The 24,808-nt window shown below is 68.4% G+C and carries 18 protein-coding genes; 12 read left to right on the top strand and 6 right to left on the bottom strand.

Features of this window, described 5'->3' with window-relative positions:
• Positions 1-27: 27 nt before the first annotated feature.
• A complete protein-coding gene (locus HNR57_RS14960; protein ID WP_030847092.1) occupies positions 28-1,059 on the top strand; it encodes an alanine racemase in 1,032 nt (343 codons plus the stop codon).
• Positions 1,060-1,156: 97 nt separating this feature from the next.
• Here HNR57_RS14960 and HNR57_RS14965 read toward each other — a convergent pair whose 3' ends face one another.
• Both HNR57_RS14965 and HNR57_RS14970 read right to left on the bottom strand, forming a co-directional pair.
• Positions 1,157-2,668, bottom strand: coding sequence for a glycosyltransferase family 87 protein (locus tag HNR57_RS14965; protein WP_184560925.1), 1,512 nt, complete (start codon positions 2,666-2,668; stop codon positions 1,157-1,159).
• A 127-nt stretch (positions 2,669-2,795) separates the two neighbouring features.
• The gene (locus HNR57_RS14970; RefSeq protein ID WP_184560926.1) at positions 2,796-5,063 is read right to left on the bottom strand and encodes a transglycosylase domain-containing protein; all 2,268 of its coding nucleotides are present in this window, start codon (positions 5,061-5,063) and stop codon (positions 2,796-2,798) included.
• A gap of 786 nt (positions 5,064-5,849) precedes the next feature.
• Between HNR57_RS14970 and HNR57_RS14975 the strand changes: the two genes are divergently transcribed.
• From HNR57_RS14975 to HNR57_RS14990, 4 genes are all read left to right on the top strand, one after another.
• Positions 5,850-6,533, top strand: a complete 684-nt coding sequence (locus tag HNR57_RS14975; RefSeq protein WP_184560507.1) for a PadR family transcriptional regulator — start codon at positions 5,850-5,852, stop codon at positions 6,531-6,533.
• Between the two features lie 44 nt (positions 6,534-6,577).
• Positions 6,578-7,660, top strand: a complete 1,083-nt coding sequence (locus tag HNR57_RS14980) for an inositol-3-phosphate synthase (RefSeq protein ID WP_184560508.1) — start codon at positions 6,578-6,580, stop codon at positions 7,658-7,660.
• A gap of 89 nt (positions 7,661-7,749) precedes the next feature.
• On the top strand, positions 7,750-9,012 hold the full coding sequence (locus HNR57_RS14985; protein WP_184560509.1) for an MFS transporter: 1,263 nt from the start codon (positions 7,750-7,752) through the stop codon (positions 9,010-9,012).
• 123 nt (positions 9,013-9,135) lie between these two features.
• Complete coding sequence (locus HNR57_RS14990; RefSeq protein WP_184560510.1) at positions 9,136-9,645, top strand: LppU/SCO3897 family protein; 510 nt, start codon at positions 9,136-9,138, stop codon at positions 9,643-9,645.
• A gap of 102 nt (positions 9,646-9,747) precedes the next feature.
• Here the strand turns inward: HNR57_RS14990 and HNR57_RS14995 are convergent, their stop codons facing one another.
• Positions 9,748-11,193, bottom strand: a complete 1,446-nt coding sequence (locus tag HNR57_RS14995) for a CCA tRNA nucleotidyltransferase (RefSeq protein WP_184560511.1) — start codon at positions 11,191-11,193, stop codon at positions 9,748-9,750.
• Positions 11,194-11,459: 266 nt separating this feature from the next.
• Between HNR57_RS14995 and HNR57_RS15000 the strand changes: the two genes are divergently transcribed.
• From HNR57_RS15000 to trxA, 7 genes are all read left to right on the top strand, one after another.
• Positions 11,460-13,865, top strand: a complete 2,406-nt coding sequence (locus tag HNR57_RS15000) for a DUF6049 family protein (RefSeq protein ID WP_184560512.1) — start codon at positions 11,460-11,462, stop codon at positions 13,863-13,865.
• 43 nt (positions 13,866-13,908) lie between these two features.
• Positions 13,909-16,218 carry a murein biosynthesis integral membrane protein MurJ gene (gene murJ, locus HNR57_RS15005; protein ID WP_184560513.1) on the top strand — a complete coding sequence of 770 codons (2,310 nt, stop codon included), beginning with the start codon at positions 13,909-13,911 and terminating at the stop codon, positions 16,216-16,218.
• A 140-nt stretch (positions 16,219-16,358) separates the two neighbouring features.
• Positions 16,359-18,056: a protein kinase family protein gene (locus HNR57_RS15010; protein WP_184560514.1), complete on the top strand. Its 1,698-nt coding sequence runs from the start codon at positions 16,359-16,361 to the stop codon at positions 18,054-18,056.
• 27 nt (positions 18,057-18,083) lie between these two features.
• Complete coding sequence (gene sigM / locus HNR57_RS15015) at positions 18,084-18,809, top strand: RNA polymerase sigma factor SigM (protein ID WP_184560515.1); 726 nt, start codon at positions 18,084-18,086, stop codon at positions 18,807-18,809.
• Positions 18,806-19,756 (top strand): anti-sigma factor family protein, encoded by a 951-nt coding sequence (locus HNR57_RS15020; RefSeq protein WP_184560516.1) that lies wholly within the window; start codon positions 18,806-18,808, stop codon positions 19,754-19,756. The genes sigM and HNR57_RS15020 overlap by 4 nt, the downstream gene beginning before the upstream one ends.
• A 187-nt stretch (positions 19,757-19,943) precedes the next feature.
• Positions 19,944-20,912 carry a thioredoxin-disulfide reductase gene (trxB, locus tag HNR57_RS15025; RefSeq protein ID WP_184560517.1) on the top strand — a complete coding sequence of 323 codons (969 nt, stop codon included), beginning with the start codon at positions 19,944-19,946 and terminating at the stop codon, positions 20,910-20,912.
• Positions 20,913-20,957: 45 nt separating this feature from the next.
• Positions 20,958-21,290, top strand: coding sequence for a thioredoxin (trxA, locus tag HNR57_RS15030; protein ID WP_030847066.1), 333 nt, complete (start codon positions 20,958-20,960; stop codon positions 21,288-21,290).
• A gap of 104 nt (positions 21,291-21,394) precedes the next feature.
• Here trxA and HNR57_RS15035 read toward each other — a convergent pair whose 3' ends face one another.
• The 3 genes from HNR57_RS15035 to HNR57_RS15045 all read right to left on the bottom strand — a co-directional run bounded on the left by HNR57_RS15035 (position 21,395) and on the right by HNR57_RS15045 (position 24,510).
• Positions 21,395-22,012: a GNAT family N-acetyltransferase gene (locus tag HNR57_RS15035; protein ID WP_184560518.1), complete on the bottom strand. Its 618-nt coding sequence runs from the start codon at positions 22,010-22,012 to the stop codon at positions 21,395-21,397.
• Positions 22,013-22,336: 324 nt separating this feature from the next.
• A complete protein-coding gene (locus HNR57_RS15040; protein WP_184560519.1) occupies positions 22,337-23,437 on the bottom strand; it encodes a ParB/RepB/Spo0J family partition protein in 1,101 nt (366 codons plus the stop codon).
• The gene (locus HNR57_RS15045; protein WP_184560927.1) at positions 23,434-24,510 is read right to left on the bottom strand and encodes a ParA family protein; all 1,077 of its coding nucleotides are present in this window, start codon (positions 24,508-24,510) and stop codon (positions 23,434-23,436) included. The genes HNR57_RS15040 and HNR57_RS15045 overlap by 4 nt, the downstream gene beginning before the upstream one ends.
• Positions 24,511-24,808 lie beyond the last annotated feature (298 nt).

The raw sequence follows: 24,808 nt of genomic DNA on the forward strand, positions 1-24,808 counted from the left end.
ACCGCGAGAAAGGTCCCAGGTCCGGTCATGGCGCTCACGCTCTACGTCGACACCGCGCGCTGGCGTGCGCACCACAAGCACGTGCAGGAGCAGTTCCCGGGCCTCGTGCCGGTCTGCAAGGGCAACGGCTACGGCTTCGGGCACGAGCGGCTGGCGGAGGAGGCCACACGGCTGGGCTCGGACGTCCTCGCCGTCGGCACGACGTACGAGGCCGCCCGGATCAAGGACTGGTTCGGCGGGGACCTGCTGGTGCTGACGCCGTACCGGCGGGGTGAGGAGCCGGTGCCGCTGCCGGACCGGGTCATCCGCTCCGTCTCCTCGATAGACGGCGTGTACGGCCTGGTCGGTGCCCGTGTGGTGATCGAGGTGATGTCCTCGATGAAGCGGCACGGCATCAGCGAGCAGGACCTGGCCCAGTTGCACGCCGCCATCGAGAACGTCCGCCTGGAGGGCTTCGCCATTCACCTGCCGCTGGACCGCACCGACGGCTCGGACGCCGTCGAGGAGGTCATCGGCTGGATGGACCGGCTGCGTGCCGCCCGGCTCCCCCTGCACACGATGTTCGTCAGCCACCTCAAGGCCGAGGAACTCGCCCGGCTTCAGCAGCAGTTCCCGCAGACCCGTTTCCGGGCCCGCATCGGCACGCGGCTGTGGCTGGGGGACCACGACGCCACGGAGTACCGTGGCGCGGTCCTGGACGTCACCCGCGTCGCCAAGGGCGACCGCTTCGGCTACCGGCAGCAAAAGGCGGCCTCGGACGGCTTCCTGGTCGTCGTGGCGGGCGGTACGTCGCACGGGGTGGGGCTGGAGGCTCCCAAGGCGCTGCACGGCGTCATGCCGCGCGCCAAGGGCGTCGCCCGTGCCGGCCTCGCGACGGTGAACCGGAACCTTTCTCCCTTCGTCTGGGGCGGCAAGCAGCGCTGGTTCGCGGAGCCGCCGCACATGCAGGTCTCGATCCTGTTCGTGCCGGCGGACGCACCCGAGCCGAAGGTCGGCGACGAGTTGGTGGCCCATCTGCGGCACACCACCACGCAGTTCGACCGGATCATGGACCGCTGACCGTCACAGCACCCACCCGCACAGCGCGACAAGAAGGCCGTACACGATTCGTGTACGGCCTTCTGTGTGTCCGGCTACGGCATCTGGCGCCGTTCGCTCAGAGCGAACCGCCCGTGGCGCCCGGCTTTCCCCACTCGACCGATGGGCCCTCGAACTGGGCGGTCATCTGCCGTCGGGGGCGAGCGGCCGGACCGAGAACGAAGACGTCCTCGGCGCCGTCGAGCACTCCGCCCGAGGGATCATCGTCACCGGCCCGCCGCACCGGATCCCGCTCCGGCAGGAAGATGTCCCGCACGACCATCACGCACAGGTACAGCGTCCCCAGCAGATGCAGGGCGATGGCCCAGTGGTACCCGTCGGTGGGCAGCCCTTTGTGAGCGTCTCCGCTGGTCGTGTACGCGAGGTACAGCCAGATCCCCAGGAAGTACGCCACCTCGCAGGCCTGCCAGATCAGGTAGTCCCGCCACTTCGGCCGGGCGAGGGCGGCCAGGGGTACCAGCCACAGGACGTACTGCGGCGAGTAGACCTTGTTGGTGAGGATGAACGCCGCGACGATCAGGAACGCGAGCTGGGCGAACCGCGGGCGGCGCGGGGCGGTCAGTGCGAGCGCCGCGACAGCCGCGCAGCACGCCAGCATCAGCAGCGTGGCCAGTGTGTTGACCGTGTCGGTGCTGAGCGGGTCGTCCGAGTTCTGGGCCATGATCAGCCAGAAGGAGCCGAAGTCGACGCCCCGTTCCTGGCTGAACGTGTAGAACTTCGACCAGCCCTCGAACGCGAAGAGCATCACCGGCCCGTTCACGACGACCCAGGCGGCGGCCGCGCCGCCCAGAGCCGTCCCGAACGCGCGCCACCTGCCCGTGCGCCAGCACAGCACCATCAGCGGCCCGAGGAGCAGGAACGGGTAGAGCTTGGCGGCCGTGGCGAGCCCCAGCAGTACGCCGAAGGCGAGGGAGCGGCCACGTGACCACATCAGCATCGCGGCGGCCGTCAGAGCGACCGCGAGCAGGTCCCAGTTGATGGTGGCCGTCAGCGCGGCGGCGGGCGCCAGGGCGACAAGCAGGCCGTCCCAGGGACGCCGGGCGTGGGTACGGGTCACGCAGACGGCGATGACCGCAGCACACACCATGAGCATTCCAGCGTTGACCATCCAGTACCACTGCTCCTGGTACTGGATGGTGCCGCTGCCGGGCGTGAGCCAGGAGGCGACCTCCATGAAGACACCGGTGAGCACCGGGTACTCCAGGTACTGCATGTCGCCGGGGAGTCTGTCGAAGTACGGCACGAGCCCGTCGGCGAAGCCGCGCCCCTGGTAGAGGTGCGGGATGTCCGAGTAGCAGGCATGCGTGTACTGGGAGCTGGCGCCGAAGAACCAGGCGCCGTTGTAGCAGGGCGCCTTCTGGACCAGTCCGAGAGCGAACATGCCGATCGCCACCAGCGCGATCACCCGCACGGGAGTCCACCAGGACGCCCCGAGCAGGGCACGCCGCCCGAGCGGTCCGCCGATCAGCTCGCTGCCGGCCGCGGCGACCTCGTCCTCCTTGGTCGGCCGCACCAGGTCCGGCTCATGGACGCTCGCTGGCGTCGATTCTGCACTGGGCATGCCGCACATCCTGCCGTACGAGTCTGGGAACACGCCGAGGGCCGCCGCACCCAAAGGGGACGGCGGCCCTTGTTCCACGTGAAACACCCTCGCGTTTCACGTGAAACACCCAAGCCGGGCGATCTGTCAGCGGCGGCTATCCCTCGGGACCTCCGAAGATGCCTCCGTTGCCGTTGCCTCTGCTGTTGCCGCCATCCAGGTTCGTATCGGTTGGCGTGGGCTCGGTGGACGCTCCTCCGTCTGTGCCTCCGTTGCCGGTGCCGCCGTTCTGCGCGCCACCGTCTTCCTCACAGCCGAAGAACCCGCAGGTGTCGCTCGGCGACGGCGACGGAGTCGAGCTCTCCGTGGGCGTGGGGCTCGGCGACTCGGTCACGGTCTCGCTGGGCTCCACACTGGGCGTCGGGGTCGGCGACGGAGCACCCACCGCGTCCTGGATCTCACCGATCTTCTCGGCCTCCGGGAAGCCGAGGTCGGGCTTGCCCTTCAGCGCGGCCTTCATGTACTCGGTCCACACCAGCGTGGGGACGTCACCACCGTGGATGGACTTCTCACCGGCGGTGCCGTTCATGGAGAGCAGCTTGGCGCTCTTGGGGTCCTCACGGAACATCGCGACCGAGGTCGACAGCTGCTGGGTGTAGCCGACGAACCAGGCCGACTTGTTCTCGTCGGTGGTACCGGTCTTGCCGGCCGCCGTACGGCCCAGGGCGAGCGCCTTCTTGCCCGTACCGTTCTCGATGACGTTCTCCAGAACGTTCGTGACGTTGTTGGCCACGTTCTCCGGCATCGCCTGCGTGACCCTCGGCTTGTCGAAGCCTTCGACTTCCTGACCGTTGAACTTGACGCTGGTCACCGAGTACGGGGCGGCCTGCTTGCCCGCGGCGGCGAATGTCGCGTAGGCGTCGGCCATACGGATCGCACTGGGAGTCGAGGTACCGAGCGCGAACGACGGGTTGAGCGTGGCGAAGCTGCCGTCCAGGATGCCGGACTTCTCGGCCACGTCCCGCACGTTCCTCATCCCCACATCCATGCCGAGCTGCACGAACGGGGTGTTGACCGACTGTTCCATCGCCTTGTACAGGGAGATGTAGCCCCAGGGGCGGTCGCTCTCGTTCTCCTGGAAGAACGGGGTGTTGTCCTTCTTCAGCACGTAGGTGCCGTCGTTGTTCTTGACCTTGAGGTGGTCGTTGCCGTTGTACTTGCTCAGCGGCGAGAGGGGACCGTCGCTGCGGTAGGTGCCGTGCTCCATCGCGGCGGCGAGCACGAACGGCTTCCACGTCGACCCGACGGGGACACCCGAGGTGTCCGCGTTGTTGTTGAAGTGGCCGTTCTCGTAACCCGCACCGCCGTAGAGCGCGACGATCGCGCCGTCCTTGGGCTTCACCGACGCCGCACCGAACTGGACGTGCTTGTCCAGCTCGCGGTTCTTCGGGTCGAGCTTCTCCTTCTCGACCTTCTTGACGGCCTTCGCCAGTGCCTCGACGTTGGCCTTCTTGAACGTCGTCCGGATCTGGTAGCCGCCCTGGTCGAACTGCTTCTCGGAGATGTTGGAGTGGTTCAGGACGTACTTCTTGGCCGTGTCCGCCAGGTACCCGATCTGGCCGGTCATGCCCTTGGACGCCTTGCGGGGATCGGGCATGGGGTACTTCTTGATCGCGTCCTGGTATTGCTTGTCCGTGATCCTCTTGTCGTTGTGCATCTGCTCGAGGATCCAGCTCCAACGCGCCTCAGAACGCTTGCGGTTGGCCTTGGCGGTCGCCGTCGTGTCGATGCCGTCGTTACCCGCGGGGTCGTAGTACGTCGGGCCCTTGAGCAGGGCGGCGAGGAAGGCGCACTCACTGGGCGTGAGCTGGTACGCCTCCTTGCCGTAGTAGGTCTGCGCGGCGGCCTGGATGCCGTAGGCGCCGCGGCCGTAGTACGAGGTGTTGAGGTAGCCCTGGAGGATCTCGCCCTTGGTGAGCTTGGTGCCCACCTTGATCGAGATGAACATCTCCTTGAACTTGCGACTGAGTGACTGCTCCTGGCTCAGGTAGGTGTTCTTGACGAACTGCTGGGTGATCGTCGAACCACCTTGCGTGTCACCGCCCCGCGCCATGTTCGCCACGGCCCGGGCGATACCCATGGGGTCGACACCGGAGTCCTGGTAGAAGCTCTTGTTCTCGGCCGAGATCACCGCCCACTGCATGGCTTTGGGGATCCGGTCGATCGTGACGTTCTGCCGGTTCTGACCGCTGCCCGCCGCGACCATCTGGCTGCCGTCGGCCCAGTAGTAGACGTTGTTCTGCGACAGTGCCGCAGCGTTCTCCTCATTGGGGACGCCCACCATGGCGTAGCCGATGCCCGCCACGGCCACCAGGCTGCCGAAGAAGCCGATGCACAGGCCGGAGACGAGCTTCCAGGACGGCATCCAGCGCTGCCAGCCGTACTTGCCGGCGCGCGGATAGTCGATCAGCCGATTCTTGTCGGGGACCGCGGCCACGCGTCCTCGGCCCCGGCCGGGCCCGGCCGGGCCACCAGGAGCGGCACGCCGGCCACCCCGGGGCGGTTCGGCCGCTCTCCGGCGGCCGCCACCCGTACTTCTCTGCGCCGCACGCCGGGCCTCGGCACGGCCGCCGTACTGACGCTCCTCACCCCCAGAGCCGTAGGAGTCCGACCCATAGGACTCGGACGGAGACCCGGTGGCGCCTCGCGGTGCCGCGCGGCGGCCGGAGGACGAGCCGGACTGGCCGCGTCGGGCCGCGGCACGTCCGCCTCCCTGCGGCTGCGGCGGTTTGCGACGGTGCTCGCTCATCGAACGACTACTCCTCGGGCAGGCGCACCCCTGCGCGCCTGGAAACGGCGGCTAGTTTCCGGTCCCCCCGAAGTACGGATGCGGTCGGCTCCGCATTCATCGGTCCCGCATGCACCCGTACTACACCGAAGACGACGACGCTCTCGGGCGTCACTCGGTTCCCGGTGATGTGCATGGCGCACAGACTACGCACCGCCAAAACCTGCCGAGCCCTGAAGTTCACCTCAAATCAGGCAACTCGCATCCGATGAATCGGTGATGTGACCCCGTTCACCCGCCCCCCTCTTGTCGCATCCGGAAGGCCGTTCTATCGTCGTGATGTATCGAGTCGATACATCAGCTCGACACATCGGCCCGACACATCGGACTGATACATGCGCACCGCGGCGAGAGGAGGCGACGATGAGCCGGCGTTCCGGGATCCTCGAGTTCGCCGTACTCGGCCTGCTCCGCGAATCTCCGATGCACGGCTATGAGCTGCGCAAACGGCTCAACACATCACTGGGCGTCTTCCGTGCCTTCAGCTACGGGACGCTCTACCCCTGCCTCAAGACGCTGGTCGCCAACGGCTGGCTGATCGAGGAAACGGGGAACACCACCGAGGACGCCCTCGCCGCCCCCCTCGCGGGGCGCCGCGCCAAGATCGTCTACCGGTTGACAGCGGAGGGCAAGGAGCACTTCGAGCAGCTGCTCTCACAGACCGGGCCCGACGCGTACGAGGACGAAACCTTCGCAGCCCGTTTCGCCTTCTTCGGCCAAACCTCACGCGATGTCCGCATGCGCGTACTGGAAGGCCGCCGCAGCCGGCTGGAGGAGCGGCTCGAGAAGATGAGCGCTTCCCTGGCCCGTACCCGGGAGCGCCTCGACGACTACACGCTCGAGCTCCAGCGCCACGGGATGGAGTCCGTGGAGCGCGAGGTGCGCTGGCTGAACGAGCTCATCGAGAGCGAGCGGGCGGGGCGGGACCTCAAGGGTCCGGCCAGCGGGGAGCCCGCTTCGCGCGACACCACATATGGAGCGTCGGGCGACCTGCCCCGGCCGGGGGGCGACCCCCGTCCGGATTCGCCCGACGACACCGCCACGTGAGAGCCCACTCAGGGCCTCACTCGTACACACAGGGAGCAACCGGAATGGGTTCGGTTCGCGTAGCCATCGTCGGTGTGGGCAACTGCGCCGCATCGCTGGTACAGGGAGTCGAGTACTACAAGGACGCCGACCCGGCGTCCAAGGTGCCGGGCCTGATGCACGTCCAGTTCGGCGACTACCACGTCAGCGACGTCGAGTTCGTCGCCGCGTTCGACGTGGACGCCAAGAAGGTCGGCCTCGACCTGGCGGACGCCATCGGCGCCTCCGAGAACAACACCATCAAGATCTGCGACGTACCCAGCACCGGTGTGACGGTCCAGCGCGGCCACACCCTCGACGGCCTCGGCAAGTACTACCGCGAGACCATCGAGGAGTCCGCCGAGGAGCCGGTCGACGTCGTCCAGGCCCTCAAGGACCAGCAGGTCGACGTCCTCGTCTGCTACCTGCCCGTCGGCTCCGAGGACGCGGCGAAGTTCTACGCCCAGTGCGCCATCGACGCCAAGGTCGCCTTCGTCAACGCCCTTCCGGTCTTCATCGCCGGCACCAAGGAGTGGGCGGACAAGTTCACCGAGGCGGGCGTCCCGATCGTCGGTGACGACATCAAGTCCCAGGTGGGCGCCACCATCACGCACCGCGTGATGGCGAAGCTGTTCGAGGACCGGGGCGTCGTCCTGGACCGCACGATGCAGCTGAACGTCGGCGGCAACATGGACTTCAAGAACATGCTCGAGCGCGACCGCCTCGAGTCGAAGAAGATCTCCAAGACGCAGGCCGTCACCTCCCAGATCCGCGACCGCGAGCTGGGCGAGGGCAATGTCCACATCGGCCCGTCCGACTACGTCGCCTGGCTGGACGACCGCAAGTGGGCCTACGTCCGCCTCGAGGGCCGCGCCTTCGGTGACGTCCCGCTGAACCTGGAGTACAAGCTCGAGGTCTGGGACTCCCCGAACTCCGCCGGCGTCATCATCGACGCCCTGCGCGCCGCGAAGATCGCCAAGGACCGCGGCATCGGCGGTCCGATCCTGTCGGCGTCGAGCTACTTCATGAAGTCCCCGCCCGTGCAGTACTTCGACGACGAGGCCCGCGAGAACGTCGAGAAGTTCATCAAGGGTGAGGTCGAGCGCTGACGCGCCGCAACCAGTCGCTCCTGCCAGGGCTGTGAGGGTCCCCGGGTCGCACGACCCGGGGACCCTTCCCATATGTGAGGCTGTGCCGCATGGCCGTCGTCCGTGACCTGCGCGTCCTCCTGCGCTTCCAGGGCTTCCGGCGCCTGCTCGCCGTACGTCTGCTCTCCCAGGGTGCCGACGGCGTCTACCAGGTCGCGCTCGCCGCGTACGTGGTCTTCTCGCCGGAGAAGCAGACCTCGGCGGCCGCGGTCGCCTCCGCGATGGCGGTGCTGCTGCTCCCGTACTCCCTCGTCGGCCCCTTCGCCGGTGTCCTGCTGGACCGCTGGCGGCGCCGCCAGGTCCTGCTGTTCGGCAGCCTGTTGCGGGCCCTGCTGGCGTCCGCGACGGCCCTGCTGATCCTCAGCCCGGCTCCGGACTGGCTCTTCTACGTCTCGGCTCTGTGCGTCACCGCGGTCAACCGCTTCGTCCTGTCGGGCCTGTCCGCCGCCCTGCCGCGCGTGGTCGACGCCGACCGCCTGGTCATCGCCAACTCCCTCTCTCCGACGGCCGGAACACTGGCGGCGACTGCGGGCGGCGGCCTCGCCTTCGCCGTGCGCCTGGTGGTGGCGGACTCGGACGCCGCTGTGGTGCTGGTGGGGGCCGGGCTGTACCTGTGCGCGGCCCTGGCATCGCTGAGCATGGCGCGGGAACTCCTCGGCCCAGACCGGCCCTTGGCGCGCGAGCGGATCGGGACGGCTCTCACCGGCACTGCCCGCGACTTGGCGGCAGGTGTGCGCCATCTGGCCGCTCCGCAGCGCAGGGAGGCAGCCTGGGCGCTCGTGGCGATGTCCCTGATGCGGTTCTGCTACGGCGCCCTGCTGGTCATGCTGCTGATGCTGTGCCGGTACGCCCTCACCTCGACCACGGACGACGGACTCGCCCTGCTGGGCCTGGCGTTGGGCGTCTCCGGAGCCGGGTTCTTCGCTGCGGCCGTGGTGACGCCCTGGAGCGCGGGGCGGCTCGGGCCCGGCCGCTGGATCGTCGTGTGTGCCGGGGCCGCGGCGCTGCTGGAGCCCGCTCTCGGGCTGCCGTTCGCCACTGCCCCGCTGCTGGCCGCGGCCTTCGTCCTGGGGCTGACCACCCAGGGCGCGAAGATCGCCACGGACACCATCGTCCAGTCCACCGTCGAGGACGGCTTCCGTGGCCGGATCTTCTCTGTCTACGACGTCCTCTTCAACGTTTCCTTCGTCGGCGCGGCCGCCGTGGCCGCCCTGATGCTGCCGCCGGACGGCCGATCCGTGCCGCTGGTGATCACAATCGCCGTTACCTACGCAGCAGTAGCTGTAGCTATGGCCCGGTTTGGCCGTCAGTAAGTGTCACATCAATGACACAGAGCCACTTCTGGCTACTGCGGTGTCAGTGGGGACCGCTACCTTACGTGGGTCTTATCTCGCGACATGTTCGCGTCACTCACCATGTTCTAGGGGGACCCCCAAGTGACTACTCCGCCGCCCCAGGGCAATCCATTCGCACAGGGCCAGCCCGCGGCTGCACCCCAGGCTCCGTTCCCGCCCCAGGGCGGTTACCCGCAGCAGCCTGGTCAGCCCGGCTTCCCGCCCCAGGGCGGTCCGTATGCTCCGGTTCCCCCGCAGCCGTCCGGCCGCAAGCTCAGCTTCAAGACGATCAAGAACATCGTCATCGTCATCGCTGTGGCGGGCGTGGCCATCGGCGGCTACATAGCCAGCCGGGACGACGCCAATACGGCCGCTGTCGGTGACTGCATGCACCGCGGCAGCACCAGCGACAACAACCCGGACCTGGAAGTCGTCAAGTGTGACGACGCCAAGGCCCAGTTCAAGGTGCTCGCCAAGATCGAGGGCTCGTACCTCACGCAGACGCTGGCCTCCAGCAAGTGCGAGGCCGAGGCCAAGGACTTCCAGTACACGTACACCGAGAGCGGTGACGGCAAGGACTTCCTGCTCTGCCTGAAGGACTACAAGAAGTAGGCAGACACGAGACGAGGGGCGGTGTTTCACGTGAAACACCGCCCCTCGGTCGGTCTCCAGCGGGGTCATGTTTCACGTGAAACATGACCCCGTTTCACAGCCTCAGCTCCCCTGCCCGGCCCACCACTCCTTGAGCGCGGCCACCGCAGCGTCCTGCTCCATCGGCCCGTTCTCCAGGCGCAGCTCCAGCATGTGCTGGTAGGCGCGGCCGATGACCGGGCCGGGGCCGACACCGAGGATCTCCATGATCTGGTTGCCGTCGAGGTCCGGGCGGATCGAGTCCAGCTCCTCCTGCTCCTCCAGCTTGGCGATCCGCTCCTCCAGCCCGTCGTACGCACGTGAGAGAGCCGCCGCCTTGCGCTTGTTGCGGGTCGTGCAGTCCGAGCGGGTCAGCTTGTGGAGGCGGTCCAGGAGCGGGCCGGCGTCACGGACGTAACGACGGACTGCCGAGTCCGTCCACTCACCCGTGCCGTAGCCGTGAAAGCGCAGGTGGAGTTCGACCAGACGTGAGACGTCCTTCACCAGCTCGTTGGAGTACTTCAGAGCCGTCATGCGCTTCTTGGTCATCTTGGCCCCGACCACTTCGTGGTGGTGGAACGAGACCCGGCCGTCCTTCTCGAAGCGGCGCGTGCGCGGCTTGCCGATGTCATGCAGCAGGGCAGCCAGGCGGAGGGTGAGGTCGGGGCCGTCCTCCTCCAGTGCCATCGCCTGCTCCAGGACGATCAGCGAGTGGTCGTAGACGTCCTTGTGGCGGTGGTGCTCGTCACGCTCCAGCCGCAGAGCCGGCAGCTCGGGAACCACGCGTTCGGCGAGGCCCGTCTCGACGAGCAGCGTCAGGCCCTTGCGCGGCTGCTGGGAGAGGATCAGCTTGTTCAGCTCGTCCCGCACCCGCTCGGCCGAGACGATCTCGATGCGCTCGGCCATCTCCGTCATCGCCGTGACGACCTCGGGCGCGACCTCGAAGTCGAGCTGAGCCGCGAACCGCGCGGCCCTCATCATCCGCAGCGGGTCGTCAGAGAACGACTCCTCCGGGGTGCCGGGCGTGCGCAGCACACGGGCCGCGAGATCCTCGAGCCCGCCGTGCGGGTCGACGAACTCCTTCTCCGGCAGCGCCACCGCCATGGCGTTCACCGTGAAGTCACGGCGGACGAGATCCTGCTCGATGGAGTCGCCGTACGACACCTCGGGCTTGCGCGAAGTGCGGTCGTAGGCCTCCGAGCGGTAGGTGGTCACCTCGATCTGGTAGCCGCCCTTGTGGGCGCCCACCGTGCCGAACGCGATCCCGACTTCCCAGACGGAGTCCGCCCACGGGCGCACGATCTTGAGAACGTCCTCGGGACGGGCATCGGTCGTGAAGTCCAGGTCGTTGCCGAGCCGTCCCAGCAGCGCATCCCGTACCGAGCCGCCGACCAGGGCGAGTGAGAACCCGGCCTCCTGAAAGCGGCGGGCGAGGTCGTCGGCGACAGGAGCGACCCGCAGCAGTTCACTCACCGCGCGGTGCTGCACCTGGCTCAGGGCACTGGACATTTCTTCGTTGGCGTTCGGCACAACAGAAGAGGGTACGTGGCCCGGGCCAACGCGGGCTCCTCCTATTCCGCATGCACAGGCATGGGGACACGTCCGTTATAAGCTCACAAGCCGAGCTCTCGGGCCGTAAAGAGCCGCTCTCTTCCATAGAGCCGCATACCGGACAGCACGGTGTCGGACCGCGATCTTGTGGAGCGGACCGCGGCACTTCCCCTCAGCGCGCATCGTTACCATGCCTGGACGCACATTCCGACGACCACTGACGACGACGAGGGACGGACGAGCGCGTGGCCGAGGCGGCAGACTTCCAGGGGACCAGTGCCTCACCTGCCCGCCGCTGGCTGCGGCGCACCGGGGCACTGCTCGCCGGTGCGCCCCTGCTGGCCGGACTCCTCCAGTTGCCCGCCGCGACGCCGGCGGACGCGGCCGGGCAGGAGTCCCCGAGGGCTGCCTCCAGCGCGGGCTCGGTGTCGGTCGCGGTCGACTCGCTCAGCCCCAGCGCCCCCTCCGAGGGGGACACCATCACCGTGTCGGGCACGGTGACCAACAACGGCAAGCAGACGGTCACGGGCGCCCACGTCGACCTGCAGGTGGGGCCCCCTCTCGAAACCCGCTCGGCGATCGACACCCTCGCCAAGAAGAGCGATGACATCCAGGGGCCCTCCGGCGAGAAGGTCGGCGGCAAGTACACCGAGAAGTTCTCCGCGCTCACCCCCGGCGTCGCGGAGCCCTTCAGCATCTCCGTGCCGGCCGACAAGCTGGAGCTCGGAGGCGACGGTGTCTACCAGCTGGCCGTCGCGCTCTCCGGGGAGACCTCGGCGCAGCCCTGGGACCAGGTTCTCGGCATCCAGCGCACTTTCCTGCCGTGGCAGCCGGAGGATGCGGGCACGACGACGAAGACCACCTTCCTGTGGCCGCTGATCTCCAGCGCCCACATGGCGGCCGAGACGGGGTCGAACGAGCAGCAGACGCCGGTGTTCCGCGACGACGAGCTCGCCGAGGAGATCGCCCCGGGCGGCCGCCTCGACCAGATGGTGTCGCTGGGCAAGGGCCTCGACGTCACGTGGGTGGTCGACCCGGACCTGCTGGCCTCCGTCGACGCGATGACGGGGAGCTACGAGGTCCGCGACGCGGACGGCGGCACCACACCCGGCAAGAACCAGGAAGTCGCCAAGAACTGGCTGGCCGAGCTCCAGCAGGCGGTCACCGGCGAAGAGGTGGCCGCCCTGCCCTTCGGCGACCCCGACCTCGCCTCCCTCGCCCACAACGGCACGAACGTCACCGGCTCGCTGAACCACCTCAAGGAGGCCACCGACGCCGCCGACGAGACGGTGGACACGATCCTCCACGTGAAACCGTCCACGGACTTCGTCTGGCCGGTGGACGGCGCCGTCGACCCGTCGATCGTGAAGGTCGCCACATCCGCGGGCGCCGACAAGGTGATCACCCGCAGCGACAGCCTCCAGGACAACCTCTCGTACACACCCTCCGCGGCCCGGCCCATCGGTGGTGGCACGACGGCGGTCGTCGCGGACTCCCGGATGTCCACGGCGTTCCGGGGCAACCTCACCAAGGCCTCCGCCTCCACGCTCGCCGTGCAGCGCTTCCTGGCCCAGAGCCTCACGCTCGGCCTGCAGACCGGCAAGCAGCGCAGCGTCGTCGTCGCCCCGCAGCGCATGCCGTCCGTGAGCCAGGCGCAGGCCATGGCCGAGGCGCTGGCGGCCCTCCAGGGCGGGAACTGGTCCGAGTCGCAGGACCTCACGGCCGCCGCCAAGGCCAAGCCGGATCCTGCTGCCAACACGAAGGTGCCGCCGGCCTCCGCGTACCCCTCTTCGCTGCGCAAGCAGGAGCTGCCCCGGGCGGCCTTCGAGCAGATCGCCAGCACCCAGAACAAGCTCGACAAGTTCAAGGTGATCCTCACCCGCCAGTCCCGGGTGGTAACCCCCTTCGGGCGGGCCATGAACCGTGAGATGTCCACGTCGTGGCGCGGCCAGGACGCCGCGGCGTTGGCATACCGCAACGGCATCGAGTCGTACCTCGACGGGCTCATCGACAGCGTCAAGCTGATCGAGAAGTCGGAGACCAAGCTCTCCGGCCGCAGCGCCACGATCCCCGTGACCGTCCAGAACAACCTCGTCCAGGGTGTCGAGCACCTGCAACTGCGGCTCACGTCGAAGAACCCCACGCGACTCAAGATCGGCGGAGATGCCTACGAGGAGCAGCCCGTCACCGTCAACGGCGGCCACGCCCAGTCGGTGAAGTTCACCACGTCGGCCAACGCCAACGGCCAGGCGGAAGTAGTCGCCCAGCTGTACACGGAGGACGGCCAGAAGTACGGTGCCCCGGTCACCTTCGACGTGAGGGTCACCGAGGTCACACCCACGGTGATGCTGGTCATCGGCGGTGGCGTCCTGCTCCTGGTCCTCGCGGGCTTCCGGATGTACACCCAGCGCAAGCGCGCTGCCGCCCGTGAGGCCGCCGAGGACGACGCGGCCGAAGCGGACGCCGAGACCGACGGCCCGCCGAGCCAGGCCGACGCCCCGCAGAACCCCGAGGCCTCCGGCGCACGTCTTGAGCAGGAGAACTGGGCCGGCTCCCGGGCGGACGGCCCGGAGCAGCCGAGTGACTCGGCCCCGGACACCGCAGCGGAAAGCGCCGACCCGTCCGGCACGGGTGAGAGAGTGGACCGTTGAGAAGTCGTGGCCGGTGGGCCCGGGACGATGAGGTGGGGTAACCATGAACGCGCCGTACGACGGTGACCGCGGCCGCGCCGCGGGCAGCCCGGGCTACCCCGACGCGGGCGGGCCCGAGGATTCACCGCCCGAGCACGGCCAGGTGCCGCCGCAGCCGCCCGCGGACATGTACCTCCAGGACGGCTACGGGCAGGACGGCTACGGCCAGGACCCCTACCGGGCCCAGGACCTCTCCGCCCAGGACCCTGCCGGCGAGGCACTGTACGACCGTGCCGCGCACCCGCCACCCGCTCCCGGCACGTACCAGCCGCAGCAGCAGCTGTACGGCCAGCCGCCGCAGTCGCCCTACGCGCCCGACCCGCAGGTGTGGGCACAGACGCCCGCGCCGGAGCCGGAGGGCCCCACGCGGCACCTGCCGTACGGCGACGACCCCCGCACCACCCAGTTCGTCGGCGTGGACGACCTCGTCTCCCAGGCGGGCGAGCCGCGCCAGGAGCCGGACGCCTTCGCGCATCTCTTCCGGGACCAGCAGCAGAGCAGCGGCCACCCGTCGTACGAGACGCCTTCGGTGCCCGGCCCGGCCCCGGCCCCGAGTCAGATCGGACAGGGCCAGTACGGGGCGCAGGGTCCGTACGGGGCGCCCGGCCAGACCGCACCGACGCCGCCCCTCGGCGACGAGCCCCCCGCCCCGGAGCCCGCTGCCCCACCGGCCCCCAAGAAGGGCGGCCGCGCCGCCGGGCTCATGAAGTCCAGCGCCGTGATGGCGGCGGGCACGATGGTCTCCCGCCTCACCGGCTTCATCCGCTCCGCGCTGATCGTGTCGGCCATCGGCGTCGGCTTCCTCGGTGACACCTTCCAGATCGCCTACCAGCTGCCGACGATGCTCTACATCCTCACGGTCGGCGGCGGTCTCAACTCCGTCTTCGTGCCGCAACTCGTGCGCGCCATGAAGGACGACGAGGACGGCGGCGAGGCGTACGCCAACCGCCTGCTGACCCTCGTCATGGTGGCACTCGGCACACTCACCGCGCTCGCGGTCTTCGGCGCGCCGCTACTGATCCGCATGATGTCCCCCTCGATCGCCAGCGACCCCGCGGCGAATCAGGTCGCCATTACTTTCGCCCAGTACTTCCTGCCCTCGATCTTCTTCATGGGCGTCCACGTGGTGATGGGCCAGATCCTCAACGCCCGCGGGAAGTTCGGCGCGATGATGTGGACCCCGGTCCTGAACAACATCGTCATCATCGTGACGCTGGGCATGTTCATCTACGTCTATGGCACGGCTGCCGACTCCGAGATGAATGTCTCGACCATCCCGCCGGAGGGCCAGCGCCTCCTCGGCATCGGCGTCCTGCTCGGCCTCGTGGTCCAGGCTCTGGCGATGATCCCCTATCTGCGCGAGACCGGCTTCCGGCTGCGGCTGCGCTTCGACTGGAAGGGCCAGGGCCTCGGCAAGGCCATCACGCTCGCCAAGTGGACGGTCCTGTTCGTCCTCGCCAACCAGGCGGGCGCCATGGTCGTCGTCTGGCTGTCCACCGCGGCGGGCAAGGACTCGCCCGTCGACGGCACCGGCTTCGCCGCCTACGCCAACGCCCAGCTGATCTGGGGCCTGCCGCAGGCCATCATCACGGTCTCCCTCATGGCCGCCCTGCTGCCGCGCCTGTCACGCTCGGCGGCCGAGGGCGACGGGGGCGCCGTCCGCGACGACATCTCCCAGGGCTTGCGCACCACGGCGGTCGCGATCGTGCCGATCGCGTTCGGGTTCCTCTCCCTCGGTATCCCGATGTGCACGCTGATGTTCGGCTCTTCCGGCACCAGCGAGGCCACCAACATGGGCTTCATGCTGATGGCCTTCGGACTCGGCCTGATCCCGTACTCCGTGCAGTACGTGGTCCTGCGCGCCTTCTACGCCTATGAGGACACCCGAACTCCCTTCTACAACACGGTCATCGTGGCCGCGGTCAACGCGGGCGCCTCGGCGATCTGCTACTTCGTCATCCCGTCCCGCTGGGCCGTGGTCGGCATGGCCGCCTCGTACGGCCTGGCCTACGCGATCGGCGTCGGCGTCGCCTGGCGCCGGCTGCGCAAGCGCCTCGGCGGAGACCTCGACGGCGCCCGTGTCCTGCGGACTTACGCCCGGCTGTGCATCGCTTCGGTTCCGGCCGCGCTGCTCAGCGGCGCGGCCTGCTACGGCATCGGACAGTCGCTCGGCCAAGGCCCCGCGGGCTCGCTCGCCGCGGTCCTGGCAGGCGGCGCCGTACTGCTCGGAATCTTCTTCGTCGCCGCCCGGCGCATGCGCATCGAGGAACTCAACTCGCTGGTCGGCATGGTCCGCGGACGCCTGGGACGCTGAGTCGGGGGGTAGGCGCACAACCATCGTCAGCCACCGCGTGTCGTGCATAGCGGCGGACTGTGGGCACAATTGGTTTCGGCTTCGGACGGCACGCAACGGATGCCGGCCGGCGCGCAATGGATGGGGAGGCAGGAACGACGGTGGCGGAACGGAGTACGGCTGCCGTCGACGTGGCAGACAACAGCGGCGAGACGTCGCTGACCGCGCAGGCGGACCAGTCCACGGCCGACGGGGTGGCCAAGAACCGGGAGCGGGACACGGACAGCGACGAGGTACAGGAGAGCACCCGGACCGACGGTGCCGGAACGACCTCGCCGCCCGAACTGCACAGTGGTCACAAACTCGCCAGACGCTACCGCCTTGAGGAGTGCGTCACCCGTCTGGACGGTTTCAGCAGTTGGCGTGCCGTGGACGAGAAGCTCCGCCGTGCCGTCGGCGTGCACATCCTGCCCGCCGACCACTCGCGAGCCCGCTCCGTCCTGGCGGCCGCCCGCTCCTCCGCCCTCCTGGGTGACCCTCGCTTCGTCCAGGTGCTGGACGCGGTGGAGGAGAACGACGTCGTCTACGTCGTCCACGAGTGGCTTCCCGACGCGACGGAACTGACCACGCTCCTCGCCTCCGGGCCCCTGGAGCCCTACGACGCCTACCAGATGGTCAGTCAGGTCTCCTCCGCCATGGCCGCCGCCCATCGTGAGGGCCTCGCCCATCTGCGGCTGAACCCCAACGCCGTACTGCGCGCCTCGACCGGCCAGTGGCGCATCCGCGGCCTCGCCGTGAACGCCGCCCTGCGCGGTGTCGCGTCCGACACCCCGCAGCGCACCGACACCGAGGCCATCGGCGCCCTGCTGTACGCGGCGCTCACGCAGCGCTGGCCCTACGAGAGCGACGCCTACGGGCTGTCGGGCCTGCCGAAGGACATCGGCCTGATCGCGCCCGACCAGGTGCGGGCCGGCGTGCACCGCGGACTGTCCGAACTCTCGATGCGCGCGCTCGCCAACGACGGTGCCACCGCCTCCCGGCACGAGTCGCCGTGCACCACGCCCGAGGAGTTGGTGAAGGCGATCGGCGAGATGCCCCGCATCCGTCCGCCGGAGCCGGCGTTCACCGCCCCGCCCGAGTACCAGCGCACGACGTATCAGCAGGGCACCTACGGCCGTCAGAGCCCCCGTCCCGGCGTCACCCAGCCGATCGCCTCCCCTCCGCCTCCGCTCCAGAGCCGCACGGGCAAGGCCCTGAAGTGGGCCGTCTCCGCACTCCTGATCGCTGCTCTGGGCCTCGGCAGCTGGCAGCTGGCGGACGCGCTGATGGACCAAGGCGGCAAGAACGAGGACCCGGGCCAGACCCAGACGAACGACGGGAACGACAAGAGCCCGAAGAAGCCGGCCGGCGGCAAGCCCATCGCCATCAGCGGTGCCCGCGACTTCGATCCTCTCGGAGATCAGTCGGAGAAGCCATCGGACATAGGGAAGGTCTACGACAACAGCACGGCCACCTACTGGCAGACGGACTTCTACCTGAGCGCGGACTTCGGCCGTCTGAAGTCGGGCGTCGGCATCATCCTCGACCTCGGCAAGACCCAGCAGGTGGGGAAGGTGACCGTCACCTTCGTGGGGGACACCTCGGTCGAACTGCGGAGCGCGGGCCCCGACGCGGGCGCGGAGCCGACGTCCCTCGACGCCTACTCCAAGGTCGCCCAAGGTTCGGGAACGACCGTCCAGCTCAAGCCTGACAAGTCACTCAAGAGCCGGTACCTCCTGGTGTGGCTGACGAAGCTGCCCATACAGGCCGACGACGGCAAGTGGCGCGGCAGGGTGGCGGACATCAAGGTGACCAGCTGACGGCATCTGCCTCGAGGAAGGAGGCCGATGGCAGACGGCACCGGATGTGACGGAGTGAGCGATCAGGATCTGCTCGCCCGCCATGTCGAAGGCGACCCCGATGCCTTCGGTGAGATCGTGCGCCGGCATCGCGACCGGCTCTGGGCCGTGGCCCTGCGGACGCTCGGCGACCGCGAGGAGGCCGCTGACGCCGTTCAGGACGCCCTCGTGTCCGCCTACCGGGCCGCCCACACCTTCCGGGGCCAGTCGGCCGTCACAACGTGGCTGCACAGGATCACGGTGAACGCCTGCCTGGACCGCGCCCGCAAGGCGGCCTCCCGGAAGACCTCTCCCGTCGACGACACCGAGCGCCTGGAGCAACTGCTGGAGCCGCACGAGTCGGCCGCGGCCCCCGCCGAGCGCAATGATCTCCACCGGCAGCTCATCGAGGCCCTGGGAACCCTGCCGACCGACCAGCGCGCCGCGCTCGTCCTGGTGGACATGCAGGGCTACCCGGTCGCGGAGGCGGCCCGCATCCTCGACGTGCCCACCGGCACGGTGAAGAGCAGATGCGCCCGCGGAAGAGCCAGACTCCTGCCGCTGCTCACCCATCTACGGCAGGACGGCAGCGGTGCGGGCAAGAACCCGGGCGGAGAACGGAACCGGACGCAGGGCCCGGCCGTCCCACCCGCAGCGGGCCCGCCCCGAGCGGGATCCCCGGACACAGGACCGAGCGACTCAGCTGCAGTGAAGGGCGGAGGTGGACGAGCGTGACGTCGACGACAGACATGGCCGGGCACCCGGACGTCGCGGAGATCTCCGACCTCGCCGAGGGGCTCCTCCCGCCGGACAGGACCACCGACCTGCGTCGCCACCTGGACGAGTGTGGGCTCTGCGCGGATGTGTACGCCTCCCTGGAGGAGATCCGCGGGCTGCTCGGCACCCTGCCGGGGCCGCCCCGTATGCCCGCCGATGTCGCGGGCCGCATCGATGCCGCTCTCGCCGCCGAGGCTCTGCTGAACGCCAGCGGTCCTGACTCCGAGGAGAGCCCGGAGCCGGTGAGTACTGCCGGTTCCGGCGCTGTCGATGCCCCGGCCGGGCACGACAGCGGTTCTCATGTTTCACGTGAAACATCGGTACCGGTCGACCGGCCTGCCGACCGGCCGGCAGGCCGTCCCCGCTCCTCCACCACCGGTCCTGGCCGCAAGGGCCGCACGCAGATCGGCCGCCGCAGGATCGCCGTCCTGGGGACCGTCTTCACGGTGGCCGCCCTGGGACTGGGCTCCGTCCTCCTGTCATCGCTCGGAGACAACAAGCCGCCCCATGACACGGCCGGCGAAGGGCAGACCACTGCCGCGGACACCTTCTCCGAAGGAAAGCTGCAGAAGCAGGTCACGGACCTCCTGTCCGAGAACAAGACCAAGGGCGGCGGCTCCCGCACCCCCTTCGGCGCAGCGACGGCCCCCGGCACGAATCAGCACAGGGTCTTCAAGGAACCGGTGGTTCCCGGCTGCGTCCGCGACGGCATCGGACGCGACGATGCGGCCCTCGCCACCGAGAACGGCACCTATCAAGGGAAGAAGGCCATGCTCGTGCTGCTTCCCGACGCCTCCGACGCCACTCGGGTCACCGCCTACATCGTCGACGCGACCTGTGTGGATCAAGCGGCGTCCGCTGCCGCCGGCAAGGTGCTCCTGGAGCGCACGTACCCGTCCGCCTGAGCGAGCGCTTCTTCTTCGCCCTGCGGCTTGGCCGTAGTTTCATCGCAGGGCCGCCCCAGGGTGCCGGTTCTCCGTGTGCCCGGACACAGCGGGAATGCGCGCCCCTTAGGATCCGTTGGGTGGGGTGAGAGGTCCCAGAGAATCTCCCCCGGTCGAACGACGCAGTCCAGAGACGAGGAATCAAGCCGTGAGCGACGTCCGTAACGTGATCATCATCGGCTCCGGGCCCGCCGGCTACACGGCGGCGCTCTACACCGCGCGCGCGTCGCTGAAGCCGCTGGTGTTCGAGGGTGCCGTCACCGCCGGTGGCGCGCTCATGAACACCACGGACGTCGAGAACTTCCCGGGCTTCCGGGACGGCATCATGGGCCCTGAGCTCATGGACAACATGCGCGCCCAGGCCGAGCGCTTCGGAGCCGAACTCGTCCCGGACGACATCGTGGCTGTGGATCTGAGCGGTGAGATCAAGACCGTCACCGACACGGCCGGCACCGTCCACCAGGCCAAGGCCGTCATCGTCACCACCGGCTCCCAGCACCGCAAGCTGGGTCTGCCCAACGAGGACGCCCTCTCCGGTCGCGGTGTGTCGTGGTGTGCCACCTGTGACGGGTTCTTCTTCAAGGACCAGGACATCGCCGTGATCGGTGGTGGTGACACCGCGATGGAGGAGGCCACCTTCCTCTCGCGGTTCGCCAAGTCCGTGACCGTCGTCCACCGTCGTGACACCCTGCGCGCTTCCAAGGCCATGCAGGAGCGTGCCTTCGCCGACCCGAAGATCAACTTTGTGTGGGACAGCGAGGTCGCCGAGATCCAGGGCGACCCGAAGCTCTCGGGTCTGAAGCTGCGCAACCTCAAGACCGGTGAGATCTCGGACCTGCCGGTGACCGGGCTGTTCATCGCCATCGGCCACGACCCGCGCACCGAGCTCTTCAAGGGTCAGCTGGACCTGGATGAAGAGGGCTACCTGAAGGTGGAAGCGCCGTCGACGCGCACGAACCTGACCGGCGTCTTCGGTGCCGGCGACGTGGTCGACCACACCTACCGTCAGGCGATCACCGCTGCCGGGACCGGCTGCTCCGCAGCTCTCGACGCCGAGCGCTACCTCGCCGCCCTGGCGGACGAGGAGCAGCCCGAGCCCGAGAAGACCTCTGTCTGACCTCTCTCTACCCGCCCCACGCACCAACCAGTTAAGGAGCCCTCCGTGGCCGGCACCCTGAAGAACGTGACCGACGACTCCTTCGAGCAGGACGTCCTGAAGAGCGACAAGCCTGTTCTGGTGGACTTCTGGGCCGCCTGGTGCGGTCCGTGCCGCCAGATCGCGCCGTCCCTCGAGGCGATCGCCTCCGAGTACGGCGACAAGATCGAGATCGTCAAGCTGAACATCGACGAGAACCCGGGGACGGCCGCCAAGTACGGCGTCATGTCGATCCCGACCCTGAACGTCTACCAGGGTGGCGAGGTCGCCAAGACCATCGTGGGTGCGAAGCCGAAGGCCGCGATCGTTCGCGACCTCGAGGAGTTCATCGCCGAGTGAATCGGCTGAACCGTCGCACAGACGATGCATGTTTCACGTGAAACACGAATGGGCCAACCCAGAAGGGTTGGCCCATTCGTTTGACTGCCCTGCGTATGGTTGCCCTACAGCGGCCGCAACGCCGGCTCCTTCTGCACGGCGCCCAGCAGCCGATCCAGCGCCATCTCGACGTCTTCCTTCCAGGAGAGCGTCGACCTCAGTTCCAGCCTCAGCCGGGGATGGGCGGGGTGCTGGCGGACGGTCTTGAAGCCGACCGCCAGAAGGTGATCGGCGGGCAGCACGCAGGCGGGTTCCTTCCAGCGCGCATCTCCGAAGGCCTCGATCGCCTTGAACCCTCGCCGCAGCAGATCCTTGGCAACCGTCTGCACCATCACCCGGCCCAGCCCCTGCCCTTGGTAGCCCGGCACGATGAACGCGGTGATCAGCTGCACCGCATCAGGCGAGACGGGACTTGTGGGAAACGCAGTGGAGCGAGGGACGTAGGCAGGCGGGGCGTAGAGCACAAAGCCCACCGGCACCTCGTCGACGTACACGACCCGCCCGCAGGACCCCCAGTCCAGCAGAACCGCAGAGATCCAGGCTTCCTTCTCCGCAGCCGCTGTGTCCGCCTTTACCGCGGCCTCACCGCTGACTGGGTCGAGTTCCCAGAAGACGCACGAGCGACAACGCTTGGGCAAGTCCTGGAGGTTGTCCAGCGTGAGCGGTACGAGCCGGCGGCCCATGAAGGCTGATCCTCGCTTCCTTCGCCCGCCGCCGCATCGCGGGCGGCTGTCAGAGCGCTCCGTTCCCTGAGAAGACTGCCGATGAACCCACCGACCGCCCCCAGCCCCAAACCGGTGCTCACCAGTCCGGTGCGGCTCATGGTTCGCATGGCCCCTGCCTCCCTCTCAGAGGTGCTGCCAAATCGTTGCGCCGTACCCGAACGCATCGTATCGACGATGCGATTCCATCGATACCGCCAGAAAGGAAAGAGCGGGCCACGTTCCGGCACACACCGGACACGGCCCGCCCTGTCTCCTGCACCGCAGATGCTCCTTATCGGAGGTTCAGGACTCGCTCTCCTCGGAGTCGCCCTCCAGCAGACTCTTCTGAAGAACCGGCCCTTCGCCAGGAGCGAGTGAGCCGAGGATCCGCTCAAGATCCTCCATCGAGGCGAACTCGACGGTGATCTTGCCCTTCTTCTGCCCCAGGTCGACCTTCACGCGTGTCTCAAAGCGGTCGGACAGCCGCGTCGCGAGGTCGGACAGCGCAGGGGAGACCCGAGCACCGGCACGCGGGCCCTTGGACCTCTGAGCCTTCTGGGGCCGCGATCCCATCAGGGTCACGATCTCCTCGACGGCTCGCACCGAGAGGCCTTCGGCCACGATGCGGTGGGCCAGCCGGTCCTGCTCCTCCGAATCCTCGACGGAGATCAGTGCACGGGCGTGACCGGCGGAGAGCACGCCGGCGGCGACCCGACGCTGCACGGCCGGCGAGAGCTTCAGCAGACGCAGGGTGTTGGAGACCTGCGGACGCGACCGGCCGATGCGGTCCGCCAGCTGGTCGTGCGTGCAGCTGAAGTCCCTCAGCAGCTGGTCGTAGGCGGCTGCCTCTTCCAAGGGGTTCAGCTGGGCGCGGTGCAGGTTTTCCAGAAGAGCGTCCAGGAGGAGCTTCTCGTCCTCCGTGGCTCGCACGATCGCCGGGATCGCCTCCAGCCCCGCCTCACGGCAGGCGCGCCAGCGACGCTCGCCCATGATGAGCTCATAGCGAGCGGGACCCACCTGACGTACGACAACCGGCTGGAGGAGCCCCACTTCCTTGATGGAGGTGATGAGCTCGTGCAGCGCGTCCTCGTCGAATACCTCACGCGGCTGGCGCGGGTTGGGCGTGATGGAGTCGAGAGGGATCTCGGCAAAGTGCGCACCGATGGGCGCCGCAGGTGCGGCGGGAGCAGTCGGCTGCACCGGCTCCTCTGTTTCACGTGAAACAGCCGGCAGCGTCGCTACCTTCGCCGCGGCCACCCCACGATCGTTCGGCAGTGCAGGCACTGCCGCGGGGGATGTGGAAGCAGCGTTCCCCGCCGCAGCCTGGGCCACCGACTTCTCCGTCGGCGCAGCAGGGATCAGCGCGCCGAGACCACGGCCCAGCCCCCTTCGTCGCTCGCTCACTGATTGCCCTCCACCATGCTCGGGTCGTTCTGCTGTACGCCGATATGGGCGTGCGTCGCGTCATAGCTGATGCCGACGCCCTTCAGCGCGATCTCTCGTGCCGCCTCAAGGTAGGAGAGGGCACCACTCGATCCAGGATCGTAAGTCAGTACCGTCTGCCCATAACTCGGCGCCTCCGAAATGCGGACGGAGCGGGGGATGCTCGTCCGCAGCACCTCGTCACCGAAGTGGGTGCGCACCTCTTCCGCGACCTGAGACGCGAGCCGCGTCCGGCCGTCGTACATGGTGAGCAGAATGGTCGACACATGAAGGGCGGGGTTGAGGTGCCCCCGCACCAGGTCGACGTTGCGTAGCAGCTGCCCGAGGCCTTCCAGTGCGTAGTACTCACACTGGATGGGGATCAGAACTTCCTGCCCCGCCACCAGCGCGTTGACCGTCAGGAGACCGAGGGAGGGCGGGCAGTCGATGAGGATGTAGTCCAACGGCTGCTCGTACGCCTGGATCGCGCGCTGCAGCCTGCTCTCCCGAGCCACCAGGGACACCAGCTCGATCTCCGCACCGGCGAGATCGATGGTGGCGGGGGCGCAGAAGAGCCCCTCGACGTCGGGGACCGGCTGGACCACCTCGGAGAGCGGCCTGCTGTCGACCAACACGTCGTAGATGGACGGGACTTCGGCGTGGTGGTCGATGCCCAGTGCAGTGGACGCATTGCCCTGGGGGTCGAGGTCGACGACAAGGACCCGGCCACCGTGCAGCGCCAGGGAGGCGGCCAGGTTGACGGTCGTCGTTGTCTTGCCCACACCGCCCTTCTGGTTGGCGACCACGATGATTCGGGTCTGCTCGGGCCGTGGCAGACCCTCGCCCGCCCGACCCAGAGCCTCCACCGCCAGTTGGGCAGCACGACCGATGGGAGTGTCGTCCATCGGAGGCGGTGTTTCACGTGAAACATCCGCCCCCATCGACTCGGTACGGGGACCGGGGACCGGATCGGTCATCGGTCCCGCGATGTTGGCGTCGGACCGCACGGATTCACTCTCCTCGACTTCAGGCTCGCAATGAACAGAGCCTCCCATGTCTTCGGGGTCATGAACCAGTGAGGCCTGGCGTTCTGTGGAGAAATCCACCTCTGTGGATACCTCAGGTCCCTCATCGAGTGAACCTAGTGGCTTGCGGTCGCGGGGTTCGGCCGCAGCGCGGCCACGACTGATGATGCCGTGCAGCAGTGAGCGACGTTTCACGTGAAACACGATGCACAGCAGCCGAGGCCGGACTGTCGCGACACTCCGGCTTGCACAGGTTTGGCAGCTTGTGTGGAGTACGTCTCGTCGTCAGGACGGATCAGCGTCGTCAGGTAACTCGCCAAGTTGGATC

Origin of the sequence: Streptomyces paradoxus, assembly GCF_014202475.1 — a bacterium.
GTDB lineage: Bacteria > Actinomycetota > Actinomycetes > Streptomycetales > Streptomycetaceae > Streptomyces > Streptomyces paradoxus.